The sequence below is a fragment of the Bacillus sp. I-2 genome (assembly GCF_001974945.1).
In the GTDB taxonomy this organism is placed as follows: Bacteria; Bacillota; Bacilli; order Bacillales; family Bacillaceae; genus Bacillus; species Bacillus safensis.
In genome coordinates this window covers 412072-427580 of record NZ_LZRW01000011.1, presented here as the reverse complement: position 1 = coordinate 427580, position 15509 = coordinate 412072, and the positions used below count along the sequence as shown (strand labels likewise).

Genomic DNA, 15509 nt, shown 5'->3' with positions numbered 1-15509 from the left:
TCACATTTCGTCAATCTCGTTTATTGCTTGTATTATACAAAAATGTGAAAGAAAGAATTGTCTATATATGAAGCAAGAAGAAACTAGTTTTGTCAAAAAAACAAGAAAAAAGAAAAAAGTTTGCAGAGCGGATGAAAATGCTCTGCAAACAGATAGCAAAAAAGCATGATGCTTGGAGTTCGTTTATTTATTCAGCTTCGCTTTCACACGGCTGACTACATTGCTGACAGTAAAGCCGTATTTCTCGATAATGGTTTCTCCTGGTGCAGAAGCACCAAATTTATCAATTGCAATCACGTCACCATCAAGACCAGTGTAACGCTCCCAGCCAAGTGAAGCACCCATTTCAATCGCAATACGTGCACGTACTGCTTTAGGAAGAACGGATTCTTTGTATTCGTCTGACTGCTGATCGAAGCGATCCCATGCAGGAAGGCTGACAACAGACGCGCGGATACCTTCTTTTTCAAGTGCCTTTTGTGCTTCAATGGCTAAACCAACCTCAGATCCTGAAGCGAGTAGAAGTGCTTCTGGCTGTGCATCAGCTGCTTCAACCACAACGTATCCACCTTTTTCTACTCCCTCATATGCCTTCTCTGGAGCCTGGTCAATCGTTGGAAGGTTTTGACGAGTAAGAACTAGTGCTGTCGGTTTATCCGTTGAAGATACAGCTAGTTTCCACGCTGCAGCTGTTTCATTTCCATCTGCTGGGCGGATAACGGAAAGGTTAGGCATCGCACGCAGTGAAGCAAGTTGTTCAACCGGTTCATGCGTCGGACCATCTTCACCAACAGCGATACTATCATGAGTAAAGACGTAAGTGACTGGAAGTCCCATTAAGGCAGCAAGACGAATTGCTGGTCTTAAGTAATCTGAGAAAACAAAGAACGTTCCGCCGAATACACGAAGACCGCCGTGAAGTGCCATACCATTGAGCGCTGCACCCATTGCAAACTCTCTGACACCGAACCAAATGTTTTTGCCTGCATAATTATTTTTACCGAAATCATCCGTGTTTTTAATCGTTGTTTTATTTGATCCAGCAAGGTCAGCAGACCCGCCAATAAAGAAAGGTACTTGCTTTGCAATGCCATTTAACACTTCGCCAGAAGATGCGCGGGAGGCAAGGCTTGAACCTGCTTCATAAACAGGAATCTCTTGATCCCAATTTTCAGGAAGCTTTCCTTCAATCGCAAGCTTCAGCTGTGCTGCCAGCTCTGGATATTCTTTTTCGTATTGCGCAAACAGTTCATTCCACGCTGCTTCTTTTTTCTGTCCAGCGTCTTTGACAGCTTCTTTGAAATGATCGTACACTTCAGAAGGTACATGGAAATCTTCTTCAAACGTCCAAGAGTAAGCTTCCTTCGTCAGCTTTGCTTCCTCGCTGCCAAGCGGTGCACCATGCACACCAGACGTTCCCGCACGGTTTGGCGATCCGAAACCGATCGTTGTTTTCACTTCGATTAATGTAGGTCTGTCTGTGCTTTGCTTCGCCTTTTCAATAGCAGCTGTTACTTCTTCGATGTTGTTGCCGTCTTTCACGTAAAGAACTTCCCAGTTCATCGCTTCAAAACGATTCTTCACATTTTCAGAGAATGAACGATCTAAATCGCCATCTAAAGAAATGTCATTTGAATCGTAAAGAACGATTAAACGGCCTAAGCCTAAATGACCAGCAAGTGAAGCTGCTTCAGAGGAAATTCCCTCCATTAAGTCTCCATCTCCGCAAATGCTGTATGTATAGTGGTCTACAACATGAAAGTTGTCTTTGTTATACGTTTCCGCAAGATGTCTTTCTGCAAGTGCCATTCCTACTGCCATAGCAATTCCCTGGCCTAGAGGACCTGTTGTCGCGTCTACGCCTTCTGTGTGTCCAAATTCAGGATGTCCAGGTGTTTTGCTTCCCCACTGGCGGAATTGTTTTAAATCGTCAATGCTCAGATTGTATCCGCTTAAATGAAGCATGCTGTATAGAAGCATAGAACCATGGCCTGCAGATAAAACAAAGCGGTCTCTGTTAAACCAATTTGGATTTTGCGGACTTACGTTTAAGTGATTCGTCCATAAAGCGTACGCCATTGGTGCAGCACCCATCGGCATTCCTGGGTGACCGGAATTCGCTTTTTCAATTGCGTCTATGGAGAGAGTACGTATTGTTGCAATAGATTTCAATTCAATCGTTTCCATATAAATCCCCTTCCGTATCTTGTGTACACCATTATCATAAATCTACTGTCCTTTTTTCACAACTATTTCACGCTGAAAAAGAAGGATTTTGTCACATTTAGTTTATCGATCACCTAAAAAGTTATGCAAATATGAAAAAAGACGAGAATATTCTTCCCATCTTTTCAAAATTCAAGAAATCACAGCCTTAATGAAGGTTCTGATCTTTTTCTCTTTTTAATTTTTCTGGTGTAACATCGTTTCCTTCAGGGTCCACGATTTTGACAGTTTTAAGTGTATTTTTCATAGAAGAACGAAAAGCTTTCAAATACTCTTCTCTCAACTGCTTTTGTTCTGTTTTTTCAGCGTCTGATAAACCGGTTTCTTTCGACTTTTTTGAAAGCTCATTTATTCTTGCAAGCTGTTCTTTAGAAATCATGACAAACTCCTTTAAAGCATTTTCTCTACATACTACTAAATATCAATCATTTTGACAACAAATCACGCTTTAGGTGGTAAGGCCTTTTTCATATTCTTGATACCTTCTATGCACTGTTGCTTTTGAAATGTCAAAACCTAATGCCTGAAGAGTTGCGGCAATTTCGGCGAACGTCATGTTATTTTTTCTTAATCGAACAATTTCTGAAATCGGCACTTCAATACGCTCACGGCCAGGTGCATGGTCCTGCTGCCTTAAATTTAGTTCGGGCTGATATCCGCGCTCAACAGCCCTTTTCATCCCCCGCTTGATTTTCAGGTTATGAATTTTCCGTTGGTACTCTTCGACGACTCCTACAATCTCGATGACCATTTCATCTGCTTCTGAAAGCTCAAGCTCTCCTCTATGAAACACGCTGTATACCTTTACCTTCTCTTTAAATAGACAATGAAGAAGCGCAATTTTTGCTTGTCCTCTTCCAAGACGTGTTTCATCTTGGATAAGAACGGCATCGATCGACTCTTCCTTCAGTGCAGCAAGCATTTCAAACACGCCATCACGATCTAGCTCATATCCACTTGCTTTTTCTTTGATGACTTTGACCACATTCATCTTGTGCATGGCAGCTAAAGCCAGCAGTTCTTCTTCTTGTCTTTTCAGCGAGGTTTCCTGCTCTTCTTTCACAGTGCTTACTCTCGCATAAATGATTGCGTTCATGTCTTCAATCGACCTTTCTACTGTACTGTTGCAAGCTGATATACGACTGGATGCTCTTTTTTCACGGGTATGACAAGAATGTCTCCAGGCTGGATTTCTGTTGAAGCAAGATCATTGTGTTCTGTTACCCAGTCAATAAATGCATTTTTGTCGATTGATTTGCTGTCATTTACTTGATCAGCTAACCCCCACAGAGTATCTCCTGATTGAACCTCTACTTTAACATATTGATTTGAATCATTATGGCTTGTGACTGCAATAAGTGAGAGAAATATGCCAACGATGAATGAGAATACCCCAATAAAAATAATAGATTCTTTTAACCTCATAATGTCATCTCTCCTAATAGAATGTGTGTTCGCTCTTTCTGTCTCTCATTATAAATACGAACAAACGTTTCTGTCAAACGTTTTTTCGAACCTATGTTTGTACTGTTAGGAAAAACATGCTATAATTTCTTTAAAATTGACGTTTTGAGGTGCAAAAGATGACGAAGCTATCAAAAAGACAACTCGATATCCTGAAATTCATCAAAGATGAAGTAAAAAGCAAGGGTTATCCCCCATCCGTCCGTGAAATTGGAGAAGCTGTCGGTCTAGCATCCAGTTCAACGGTCCATGGACATTTAGCTAGACTAGAAACAAAGGGCTTAATAAGAAGAGACCCGACAAAACCTAGAGCGATCGAAGTACTAGATGAAGAGGAAATGAATATTCCAAAGAGTGCTGTAATGAACGTTCCAGTCATCGGAAAAGTAACCGCCGGCCTTCCTATCACAGCTGTTGAGAATGTAGAAGAATACTTCCCTCTTCCAGAGACTTTTGCAGCACCAGACGAACAAGTGTTTATGCTTGAAATTATGGGAGAAAGTATGATTGATGCAGGTATTTTGGACAAGGACTATGTCATTGTGCGCCAGCAAAGCACCGCTAACAATGGAGATATTGTGGTCGCCATGACAGAGGAAGATGAAGCGACAGTGAAACGTTTCTATAAAGAAAATACACACTTTAGATTACAGCCAGAGAATCCATCAATGGAACCGATTATTTTACAGAATGTGAGTATACTAGGTAAAGTGATTGGCGTATTTCGAAATATTCATTAAAAAAAGCCGGTATTTCATCAGCAGCTGATGAAAACCGGCTTTTTCTTATGCACAAGAATATGCAAGAATACTTGAGCTTGGGAAGGAACCAAATGTAAAGTTCGGCCATATAAAGCCAGTTGTTCGGCCAAAAGGCTGTGAGGAAAGAACGAACATTAAAAATACTTGACCGTTTCTCAAAAGCACAATCGTCCATCTTCTATTACATCCCGCTGCAAATTGTACAGTTTGATGGCCTCCGCCAACACCTTGCCCCGATATAAGCGACTGCATACTTTGTGGCTGAGAGAGTGCTTGCTGATACTGGGAAATGATATGCTGCGGCGGTGCCGGCGGTGCTGAGTGTCCGCCTGAACCTTGCCCTGGCCAAGTACCTCCTCCTCCGATCGGAAACCCAGGAAACCCTCCACCTTGAGGAATACCAACAGATGGAAATCCTTGCATCTGCCTATCATATGAGTACCCATTATACACACCTTCATACGGATGATACATATTAAACACCACTTTCTTTAGACATTCATCACGATAGTATATGTCTTAAATAAAAAAGAGTGTTAAACGTCTAAATAGAAATTTTTCCAAAAGACGTTTCGTTCTTCTTTAGAACGGTTAAATAATGATTAAGAAGAAAAATAAAAAAATGAAAACTTTTTGTCTCCCTCAAACGTTATATAATTAGAAACAAAAGAAATAAAAAAACATTTAGATTTAATACTTGTAATATCGCTGTAATTATTGTAACATTTGTAACATAAGAAGTTTTCATTGAGAAAAGGAGGCAATCGCCTTGAAAAAATTATTTGTTTTATTAACTGCTATTATGCTTATGATCTCATTACAAACAACAACATTGGCCGCTTCCAAGAAATCAGCCGCTTTGACTAATAAAGAAGCGTTACATATTGCCCTTGATGCAAGAGAACATTTTTGGAGTGCAATGTCAGGCTACAAAATTAAAGACCATTCTAATGTCAAATTAAAATCATTTACCTATAAAGATATGACGTACAACTATCTTTCTAAAACATTTGATACAAAGAAAAAATTAAACAGCTACCTATCTCAAGTTTTCACTCAAGATGCCATCAAACATGGTTTAAAAGATTATCAGTTCATTGTTCATAAAGGCAAAATGGCTGTTCCAGTCGGTGATGGAGACAACATGCTCAATTGGGAAAAAGCCACACCTAAACTTGTTTCTAAAAAACAAACGGTCCGCACATATGAATTTACTGTCCCAACACTTGATGGACGCAAAGTAAAACGAACTGTTACGTACGAAAAAGTACAAAAAAATTGGAAAGTCACACAAATTGACGCTGTCATCTAAATTAAAAACCAGGCCATTCATCGGCCTGGTTTTTATATTGAAGAAAATTCAGTCATACGGTCCAGCGCGTGAGCAAGTGATGATGCTGTGCGAAATTCATTAAAAGGAAGCCCAAGCTGCACTGCTGTTTGGGCAATTTCTGGTCTAATCCCTGAAATGGTCGTCTCTACTCCAATTAACCGAAGTGACGTGACAAGATCAAAGATTTGATGAGCCACCATTGTATCAATAATGACCACACCCGATAAGTCAATACATAAATGCTGAACACCTTTTTGCGAGCACTGATTTAGCGTATTTTCTAAAATAATCTTTGCTCTCGCTGTGTCAATGTCACCTACTAAAGGCAATAACGCAATCTGGCTTTTTAAGACAATCACCGGTGAGCTCAATTCGTAAATCATATCTCTTTGAGCCACGAGTTTTTCGGTTGTATTTTTCACATATTGCTGGATAAACACATGGATTGAAATATTAAACGCTTCGGAAATTAAATCATACCAATAAAAGATGCGGTCAATATCAATGTCATCTTGACGCTGTTTGATAAATTCTTTTAAGTAATGCAGAACCACTCTTTGATTGGACATGTATTCTCTCACGACATAATCTAATGGTGTATTTAAATGCTTTGGGTCACTGGCTAAATCCTCAGACCATTTTTTAAATTCAGTATGTAAATACGTCTTATCTTCAATAATAGCTCGTATAAAATGCTGGTAATAATCTTGATTCTGCCGTTTTAGCTCTGCTATGATGCTGGAATCTGTTGAACGATATATGGATTCTGGATCATCGTCCTCAATTGATTCATACCATGTTTCAGTCAGCTTCTCTGCATGCTGCATAAAAAAATCATATAATGCACGGTTCTTATCCATAAGCAAATGTCCCTTCACATTTTCTTCTTGTCAGTCTTTGTACCTTATAAATTGATTGTACCACTGAATCTTTTGTACCTGCTAGCTCGAATAGGCTCTGATGATAAACAAAAGAGCCCCCACTCTAGGGAGACTCTTTCCGATTTATTTCACAATGAATAATATTCTTTTCCCATCAGGAAACCCGCTGATTTGGTGCCCGACCCATGAGCCTGCTCCCCTATTATCGGATGGACTGACATATTGTACGCTTGCGCCTTTTCCTCCCTCAAGACAAACCGCCATTGGCCATTCATCCCGGTCAAAGCCAGGTTTTGTCGGAATTCCTTTTAATGATTCTTGCCTGCGGGCATCTGCTCCATTTCGGTCAATGGTACACACATCTGAATGCCCTTTTCGAATGGCTTCTTGAATATGACTGCCTGTTTCAGGGTACCTTTCCTTTGGAAATTGAACGACATGATCATATCGATCAGCCCCTTTTGCTGCCTGCTTCTCTCCAAATCCACCTAACAACGTGCCCATCCATATCACAAAACATAAGGCGACAGCAGCGATCCAGCCTCTTTTCATCTTCAAAAGCGCGTGACCTCCTCATCCATCTTCAGCATCATCTTGACTTAAAGGAAATGTGTCATTTTAATGTATGAGTGGTGCGCAGATGCCATGAGAAAAAAATGAGGAGGCTCTCAATCTCAAATCTCTCAGGTTAGAAATATGAATCCTATCAAATCGATTCATACAAAAAAGCTTGTCCCCTATGAAGGAAACAAGCTCTATTTTTATTGCGCTTTCGCATAGTTTATAAAATCAACAAAGGCAGCTGTCGCTTTCGGCCCGCCATTTATCGTTCCGTTTGAATACCCAGCGTTATGAACTCCAACGATTTGCTGGTTCTGATCCAGCATGGCAGAACCTGAATTTCCGCTGAATGTATCAATCGTATAGTACGCTAGATTAGTATCTTCTCTCGTCACAGGACCCGACATCTCCCACTGTGACACCTTGCCAGTCGATCTCATTTTATCACCAGGATATCCTGAGATTTTAATGGTTGTCCCAGTCAAGTTTGTCACCTGGCGGATGGATCGGTAGCCGACCGTATTGCCAATGTTCGTATCGGTTTTAATCACGGCAAAGTCATATTGGCTTGCACCAGTATTAATATATCCGCTTGGCACATAGAACTCAGTCATTTTTGCTGAACCGTTCACCGCAGTACTATCATTCATACCAGGATATACAGTCCCTTTCTCACTATAGCTTCTCGATGCCGTATTGTACACACAGTGTCCGTTTGTCAAAATTTTGTTAGGAGCAATGAGTGTTCCCGTACAGCTTGAGCCGCCAAATGTAATATAAGCAATCGAATTGTATGGTGCCACTCTTGTATTTGCTACTTTGGTTCTACCATCGTCTCCAATGACGACTTTCGTTTGAAAATCTTTTAAATATTTTGATAGTGGTTTTACTTTTTCGCCAACAGTAGAAGAAAGATCATCCACTTTGTCAAAGGATGAGGGGGCTTTCGTATCATTGTGGAAATCACTTGAAGAAATCACTTTACCATCAGAAGTCACCATGTCATAATCAGACGTTAGTACTGAATCCGATGCGGCATGGGCAAAACTAGGCACACCTAAAGCACCAAAAACGAGAAGAGAAGGGAGTAACATTTTCACCTTTTTCATTATATTCCTCCTTTATGTCCTATATCAAAAATCATATGATTGTTTCATATTGGAGTAAATGAGAGAATATTCTTATTTTTTACAAAATATTTCATTTCCAAATTAGGTGTTTTGTATCTTCCCAACCTTCATTCTATCGATCTCTTTCTATGAGAACAGAAAAAACCGCCTAATAGGCGGTCTTTCCTCTTTGTCAGCTCCACACATCTTTTACATATCTATTGTCATTTGCGAGGGCTTTCAGCCAATTTTCAGCTGTTTCCTTCGAGCATTGTTTCTCGTTTTGATAGAGATCGATCAGTGTAGCCTCTACATCTGGAGCCATGACTTTTCCGTCTCCGCACACGTACAGGTAAGCACCTTGATCAAGCAATTCGATCAGCATGCCGCCGTCTTCTTTCAACAAATGCTGGACATATACTTTTTGCTCATCGTAACGAGAATAAGCTCGATGGATATGGACAACTCCGTTTTGCGCTGCAAGCTGCATTTCATCAAAATACAGATCATCTTCCTGAGGGTGACGGCAGCCAAAATATAGGTGGGCTTCGCCTAGCTGCTTCCCTTCCTTCTGCCACACTTCTCTTGCCTGAACAAATCCTCTAAATGGAGCGATTCCTGTACCTGGTCCAATCATAATCATCGGTATGTCTGAGGAAGGGGGCAGCTGGAATCCGTCTTGCGCTTCATGCAGGAAGCAGGCTACTTCTTCCCCTTCTTTCAGACCACATAAATAGGTTGATGCGACTCCGGCATATTCTCCGCTGCCGCTCCATGCTATACCTTTGACAACTGCCACTGTGATACTGACTTTTTCTTCATCTACCTTTGGCGAGCTAGAAATCGAATAATAACGTGGCTTCAAACCTGGTAAAAGCGCCAAAAAGTGCACAAACGGCAGCTCACACGCTTCATATTGATCTAATAAATCCAGCATGGTTACTCGTTTCTTTAAGATGGCTTCTTGATATGCTTCACCAGCCATTTGTTCAAGTTCCACGCGGTGAGGCGGACATACCGTATGTGCTGCAAGCTCTCTTAGCTGTGTACGTGTCGCAGGCTCTTGAAGCTCAACATGCGAGGCGAGTAATTCTTTGATTGGAATCGGCTGATCTAATGGTAAATGACTTGCCTCTTTATCAGATGAAAGCTTAATGCGCTGCTCTGGATCTAGTTTAAAGCGGCGGGTCACACGTTGAACGAGTGCATCACTATTTTTCGGCACAATCCCGATATGATCCCCTTCTTTGTATGCTTTGTCAGCAGGCAATTTCAGTTCAATATGTCTTGTCTGCCGCGTGCTTGTTTCTGATTGTAATTCTTCATTTTTCAATACAACAGCTGAAAAGGCATCATATATTTTAGCTACAGGACGTTCCACTAGCTCATTAGTATAAGAAACTGATAGGTTTGGTTTTTCCTTCCCCTTTTCTTGGAAGGTGAGCTTAAATTCTTTTGCAAGCTGTTCGAAGACTGTTTTCTGGAAGATTTCTTTATCCTCATCCATATCACCGCCTGCATCACCTTCTCCTAAATCAGCTACACGTTTGGCTCCTTTTCTTTCTAGAGCTTCATCAATCAGACGGGGGATCCGCTGGTACGTACTCGCCCAATTTCGATCTCCGCATCCAAAGACCGCAAATATCACGTTTGATAAATCCTGCTCCTCATCCTGCGCCAGCCAATCCACGAATTGCTTCGCATTGTCAGGTGGATGTCCGTTGTATGAAGCGGTCACGATGAGGACAGCACCTGTATCTGGCAATTGGCGTGTAAAGTCATCAAGCGGCGCAGTGGTCACATCAAACCCTTTTGCTTTCCCGTCTTCAGCCAATTCGTTCGCTATTTGCTTTGCTGTGCCAAGGTTTGAGCCATATAAAACTAACAGTGGTGTACCATGACTCGCCACTTTTGATTCACTAGATTTAGTGCTTTTCTTCGGTTCTTCCTTCGGTGGTGCCATAAAGAATTGCTGCTTCCTTGGCCGCACTTTGATTTTAAAATCGTTAGGTTTAATTGTGAGAGATTCTTTTAAATCAAGCTCATAAGATGTGTGATCAATTAACTCTAAATTGTGCAGGACCATCGCGAGAACCATCGTAGCTTCATGCAGGGCGAACTGCATACCGATACATGCTCGCTGTCCATTCCCAAAAGGTTTGTAGGCATGCTGCGGGATTTTCTCAGGATGTGTAAACCGCTCTGGTTTAAATTCTTCAGCATCCTCGCCCCATACCGCTGGATCACGGTGTAATTTAGGGAGAAGAACAGAGACACTTTGATTCTTTTGAATCGGATATTTCCCCCCGATTACTGTGTCCTCTTTCGCATAAAGAGAGAACGTAGGCGCTGTTGGCCAAAGGCGGAGAGCTTCATTTAACACCATACGAGTGTAGCTTAGCTTTTGCACCTGTTTAAATGCCGGAAGCCCGCCCTGCAGCACCTCATCTGCTTCCTGGACGGCTTTCTTTAATTTCTCTGGATTCTTTAGTAAGAAATAAATTGCAAATGATAGCAGTCCGCTTGTTGTTTCGTGCCCTGCAATTAAGAAGGTGATGATTTGATAACGGATATTTTCATCGGATAAACGTTCACCTGTTTCAGGGTCCTCTGCATGCAGCATAAGAGACAGTAAATCATCGCCCGTTTTATCTTGTTTTCTTCGTTCCTGAATAATGTCATCTACTAATTTCTTCATAAAATCGACATGCTGGTCAAATTCTTTTCTTCTTTTGATCATCAGTTTATCTGCAATTGGCAATCGGCTCGACTGCTCCATTGCTTCATTTAAACCTTTCAGCATGCTGTCGATGAACGGATGCTGATTTTCTTTATAAAAGCTGTTAAAGCGAAAATCAAAACCGCAAAGGCCTATTGTATCTAAAGTCAGCTTTGTCATATCCTCAGCTACTTCAATTTCTTCATCACGGCCTGTTCTTTGCCATTTTTGCACAAGCTGTGTGGCAATATCGAGCATCATTTCATGATAGCCCTTCATGGCCTGCTGGCTGAATGCAGGCATCAAAATTTGATGAGCCTTTCTCCAGTTCGGTTCTTCTGTCCAGCTTGTAAATAGTCCATCCCCTGAAAATGCTCTAACTTTACTCAGACTAGTACCAATATATTTATCAAAACGGCTCTCGTCACATACTTCTTTGACAAGTTCATGGCTGGAAACAAAAATACTTGTTGCATTTGAAAATTCAAACTGAAAGATCGGTCCTAATTCATCTGCCAGCCGCCAAAAGGTTTGAGAAAGCTCTCCTTTTTTTATATGGGGAATATTTTTAAAAGGTCCGTATGTTTTTGGTTTTGGAATGATTGATGTTTGCTTCATATGCCCACTCCCTTTATTTCTTTTAAGATGCAACGCTGATGGCGCGCCATAAACATTGCTCAATTTCCTCCAAAAATTCAATCGTTGGCTCTATTTCTTCTGCAAGAATTTGTTTATGCAGCTGCACAAAAGCACCAAATACAATAGATAAAATGGTTCTGCCTGAGAGGTTTGGGTGAATCCCATCCTTTTTCCCTTCTTCAAAGATAAGGAATAGCTCATGTAACAAATGCTGCATTTTCTCTTTGCTCGTCTCGTCTAAGTAATGGGACCGTTTATCAATCTCTAAGAAATACAGCCCGCTTGGATTCTCCTTTGTAAACAAAACCAAGCAATAAAATACATGCTTAAAGTACGCCCGAATACTTAACTTTGGATCTGGACTGTTTGTGTTCATTTTTTCGATAAATGCCGAGAGGCTGCGCTGGTACAAAATATTGACGAGTGCCTCCTTGCTGTCAAAATAACGGTAAATGGTGCCCGCTCCGACGTTTGCTCTTTTTGAAATCATCGGCATTGTGGTGCCATCAAAGCCTCGTTCAATAAATAGTTCCAGCGAAGCCTTCATGATCTGTTCTTGTTTATCAGTCACTGCTGGCATTTCATCCCCTCCTTTTAAAATATAGGAATGAACGTTCATTCCGCTTGTGGCATATTATATTAATATTTTAATTTCATCTATTTATACTTAAACATACTTATTTTACTCCGTCACTACATTTTCTGAAAATAATAATAATTGAGAAATGATACCTAGTCACATGACATCCAAAGGACTTATAAAGATTGTCAAATGTGTGTCATGCAGGTGTCATCAGCACTACACATTCATTCCTGATCGATTGGGGAATGAATATGGTCGTCATATGTATCAATATATAAGCTTCCATTACTTGAACGGACAGCATAAACAATATCCTTTAAGGACAGCTGCCTTTTTTTAAGCTCTTCTTCTATCCATTGCTCTGTTAATTGATTTTCTTGTATGTTTTTTTGGATGAGTTTCCCGTCCATGATGACTTCAATCGGCATGTAACGCTCTGCCTTCATGAATAAATGAAGGTCCTTCCGCGTGACTTTTTCAAACGAAGGGTATTTTTTCACTGACATATGCCCATCTGTTTCAATCATTGCAAATTCAACTTCGCTAATATCAAAGATGTCTTTTTCTCTCAACTGCTGATTTAAATAATCAAGGGTATATCTCATCCCTTTCATATTTCCTTCAAGAATTTTTCCATTTTGTATGACAAGTGTTGGTTTACCCGCCATCAACCCTCTCATCTTCCGGCTTCTTAATGCAAGCAGGGAAATCACATAAATAATCATGACAAGTGACACAAAGGAAATCGTTGTGTGCTGAAGCGGGAGCGTTGTATTAAACGCCAGGTTCGCTGCAATTGAACCTAAACTGATGGCTGCTATAAAATCAAAAATATTCATTTGCGCAATGGTTTGTTTCCCTAAAAGACGTGCTCCTCCAAATAAAATCGCAAAAGCAAACATCGTCCGAAGAATGACTTCAATATGGTCAGGCATGCAAGTGTCCACCTTTCAATTGCATCAAAAAAGCCTTTTCCTTAGAAAAGACTCTTTGTTAGACTATGCATTTATTTCATCATTATTCAATTGGGCAGTACCGCTTTGTTCAAATTGTGATCGCAGTTCAATAATTGAGCTATTCCTCACATGATCTGCTTCTTGCTCAAGAAGCCATGTATAAAATCTTGCTTGCTCCGCTGTCTGCAAAGCCTGCATATATTTTTGCGAGGAACGCTTCTCTGCAACACGCTGCTTCATCCCGCGCATCTGCTTCCAGAATTGATAATAAGGGAGCTTGAGTTTGGTCATAAAGCCGCGAGCATCCTCAATGACATACCCCTCTTCTTTAATTGTGTTATCATGAGAGACTGCCTGATACCATTTATAAAAAGACGTCCAATCATGGAAAACAGCCACTTCCTGCTTGCAGGATATTCCAAGCTGTTCACTTAATCTTTTCACTTCAGCGAAAGGTGCTTTTTCATAGCTTAACTGCCGCTTCACAATATCAAGTAAAATGAGTTGATCTTGTTCATATGTGATAATATGTGGATCTTTTTCTGGCAAAATGACTTCAAACACAAGAGATACATGGTGGTCACGGACATATGATTTAATGTAATCAGCCTGCACGTCACTGAAGGTCTTTTCAAATAGCTCTTCGACCCATGAAGAATGCTGATTTTGTTTCACATGTGATGTATACGATTTGGATGTAAACACCAATTCATCTTCCATTTCATTATACCCAACAGTTCCTAAGTATCCATTTGCTTTATCATATACGGTGACAGGGAATTGAAGATGATTCACTAAATGCTGCATTCTTGTCTCCGGACGCTCATCAATGTTAAAAAATTTATTATAGCTTCTAGACACAATCTGCTTAGAAACCATATTGACAAACAAACCTCTTGCCTTCACATTCACATCATCCCACTGCCGTTCACTAAAAGCCTTTTTCGTAAAATTAAAAGATGAAATATGGTGCGGAAGTTTTAATTCCTGTACGTATTCATGCTGATCTAAATGAGCTAAAAAATCATCCAGTGAAATATCTGGCTGAACAGCAGCCGATTGTTTTTTCTCAGACGCTCTGTAGACTGGATTGTCTATTTCATGAGTCTCAATCCCGTCAGCTGTGATTTTCAACACCCGCAGCTGCCCCCCAAATTCAACCTGACCTTCTAGGTTATAAGACCTTTCCGCTGCGTGAATAGGCAGTCTGTATAAATTGCGATGCCCGTGAATTTGGATGATATCCAGCCCAGCCGTATTTTGAACAAATAAGTGATCAATATCATCTGAATATTCTCCTACGCCGTGAATGAGCTGCTGTGTTGAGACATGCAGAAGTTCTTCTGGCAAATGAGCGAGCCCGCCATGGGTAACAAGAAATGTCTGATCATGGTACGTAAAATAAGTAAGCTGATGAAAGGTTCTAACAAACTTTCGTACTTCCTTCAAATCAAAGTTTGCTGCTTCGATTTCAGGCACAGTATGACGATTAAACATATTGCTACTAACTTTTTCACCATGTGCAAACCGGTATAAATGCTGATCATGATTGCCTTCAATGACGATGACATTCCGGCATTCTCTATGGGCGAGCATCCATTCTAATACTTCTTTGTTTTCTATTCCTCTATCAAGCAAGTCACCTGCAAAAATATAAAGTTCGTTTTCTTTGATGTCTCCTTGCAAATAGGTGGTAAGTGCGGTGTAACAACCGTGAATATCTCCGAAAACATGAATGGCCTCATATTGATCAAAGGATCGAGGCTGATAAGTCATCACTTGCGGATAATCCTCCGGCTGCAAAACAGTCACCCATGATGGGACCTTTTCTGTTTTTAACCGCTCGTTCATTTGATACAAAACAGATTCCCGCACCACTTTGTGAGATTCACGTGAGCGATTTTGCAAAAGAGCTGTTTCAAGGGGTACCTGCGTGAAATCGACCACATACACCCTGTAACGATAAGATGTCGCTAAAGACTTATATTGAGAAATCGATTTACTTGAAATATGCGTCGCATCAATCACAGTAAAGTCTCCGCGCTCCATACGGGCTGTGAGTAGATCGAATAATAAAGACCAAACTTTGTGGTCATGCTTGCTTGAAATGTCTAGTTTCCCATTGACTGATAGCTGCGGCGGCTGAGTTAACAGCCGGATCTGATCCGCTGATAAAGTGTAAGGCTCTAAGCCTTGTTCTTTGATCCATGTTGATTTACCTACGCCTGGGAGACCTCGTAAAAGGACTAAAGTTCTCATATTGGTTCTCCTTTAATG

The 15509-nt window shown here is 40.8% G+C and carries 14 protein-coding genes; 2 read left to right on the top strand and 12 right to left on the bottom strand.

Annotation, left to right across the window (positions count from 1 at the left end; genetic code table 11):
* Positions 1 to 183 precede the first annotated feature (183 nt).
* From tkt to yneA, 4 genes are all read right to left on the bottom strand, one after another.
* Positions 184 to 2187, bottom strand: a complete 2004-nt coding sequence (tkt, locus tag BAE31_RS05605) for a transketolase (protein ID WP_041109228.1) — start codon at positions 2185 to 2187, stop codon at positions 184 to 186.
* A 187-nt stretch (positions 2188 to 2374) separates the two neighbouring features.
* Complete coding sequence (locus BAE31_RS05600; RefSeq protein ID WP_024425132.1) at positions 2375 to 2605, bottom strand: DUF896 domain-containing protein; 231 nt, start codon at positions 2603 to 2605, stop codon at positions 2375 to 2377.
* 69 nt (positions 2606 to 2674) lie between these two features.
* Positions 2675 to 3322: a YneB family resolvase-like protein gene (locus BAE31_RS05595; protein ID WP_024427081.1), complete on the bottom strand. Its 648-nt coding sequence runs from the start codon at positions 3320 to 3322 to the stop codon at positions 2675 to 2677.
* Positions 3323 to 3339: 17 nt separating this feature from the next.
* Entirely contained in the window at positions 3340 to 3651 is a 312-nt protein-coding gene (yneA, locus tag BAE31_RS05590; RefSeq protein WP_076839728.1) for a cell division suppressor protein YneA, read from the bottom strand.
* Between the two features lie 158 nt (positions 3652 to 3809).
* On the opposite strand from yneA, the gene lexA reads away from it, so the two are divergent.
* Positions 3810 to 4430: a transcriptional repressor LexA gene (gene lexA / locus BAE31_RS05585; RefSeq protein WP_034283422.1), complete on the top strand. Its 621-nt coding sequence runs from the start codon at positions 3810 to 3812 to the stop codon at positions 4428 to 4430.
* A gap of 45 nt (positions 4431 to 4475) precedes the next feature.
* Here the strand turns inward: lexA and BAE31_RS05580 are convergent, their stop codons facing one another.
* Entirely contained in the window at positions 4476 to 4925 is a 450-nt protein-coding gene (locus BAE31_RS05580) for a hypothetical protein (protein WP_041109226.1), read from the bottom strand.
* Between the two features lie 295 nt (positions 4926 to 5220).
* Here BAE31_RS05580 and BAE31_RS05575 point away from each other — a divergent pair, with 295 nt between their 5' ends.
* Positions 5221 to 5763 carry an IseA DL-endopeptidase inhibitor family protein gene (locus tag BAE31_RS05575; protein ID WP_041109224.1) on the top strand — a complete coding sequence of 181 codons (543 nt, stop codon included), beginning with the start codon at positions 5221 to 5223 and terminating at the stop codon, positions 5761 to 5763.
* 32 nt (positions 5764 to 5795) lie between these two features.
* On the opposite strand, the gene BAE31_RS05570 is transcribed toward BAE31_RS05575, so the two are convergent.
* The 7 genes from BAE31_RS05570 to BAE31_RS05540 all read right to left on the bottom strand — a co-directional run bounded on the left by BAE31_RS05570 (position 5796) and on the right by BAE31_RS05540 (position 15491).
* Complete coding sequence (locus tag BAE31_RS05570) at positions 5796 to 6644, bottom strand: STAS domain-containing protein (protein WP_041109222.1); 849 nt, start codon at positions 6642 to 6644, stop codon at positions 5796 to 5798.
* 144 nt (positions 6645 to 6788) lie between these two features.
* Entirely contained in the window at positions 6789 to 7169 is a 381-nt protein-coding gene (locus BAE31_RS05565; protein ID WP_044335941.1) for a NucA/NucB deoxyribonuclease domain-containing protein, read from the bottom strand.
* 257 nt (positions 7170 to 7426) lie between these two features.
* Complete coding sequence (locus tag BAE31_RS05560) at positions 7427 to 8335, bottom strand: trypsin-like serine peptidase (RefSeq protein WP_041109218.1); 909 nt, start codon at positions 8333 to 8335, stop codon at positions 7427 to 7429.
* Between the two features lie 193 nt (positions 8336 to 8528).
* On the bottom strand, positions 8529 to 11672 hold the full coding sequence (locus BAE31_RS05555) for a bifunctional cytochrome P450/NADPH--P450 reductase (protein WP_076839727.1): 3144 nt from the start codon (positions 11670 to 11672) through the stop codon (positions 8529 to 8531).
* Between the two features lie 22 nt (positions 11673 to 11694).
* Positions 11695 to 12273, bottom strand: a complete 579-nt coding sequence (locus BAE31_RS05550; protein WP_041109214.1) for a TetR/AcrR family transcriptional regulator — start codon at positions 12271 to 12273, stop codon at positions 11695 to 11697.
* Between the two features lie 227 nt (positions 12274 to 12500).
* Complete coding sequence (locus BAE31_RS05545) at positions 12501 to 13211, bottom strand: DUF421 domain-containing protein (RefSeq protein ID WP_076839725.1); 711 nt, start codon at positions 13209 to 13211, stop codon at positions 12501 to 12503.
* A 63-nt stretch (positions 13212 to 13274) separates the two neighbouring features.
* The gene (locus BAE31_RS05540) at positions 13275 to 15491 is read right to left on the bottom strand and encodes an RNA ligase (protein WP_076839723.1); all 2217 of its coding nucleotides are present in this window, start codon (positions 15489 to 15491) and stop codon (positions 13275 to 13277) included.
* Between the last annotated feature and the right edge of the window lie 18 nt (positions 15492 to 15509).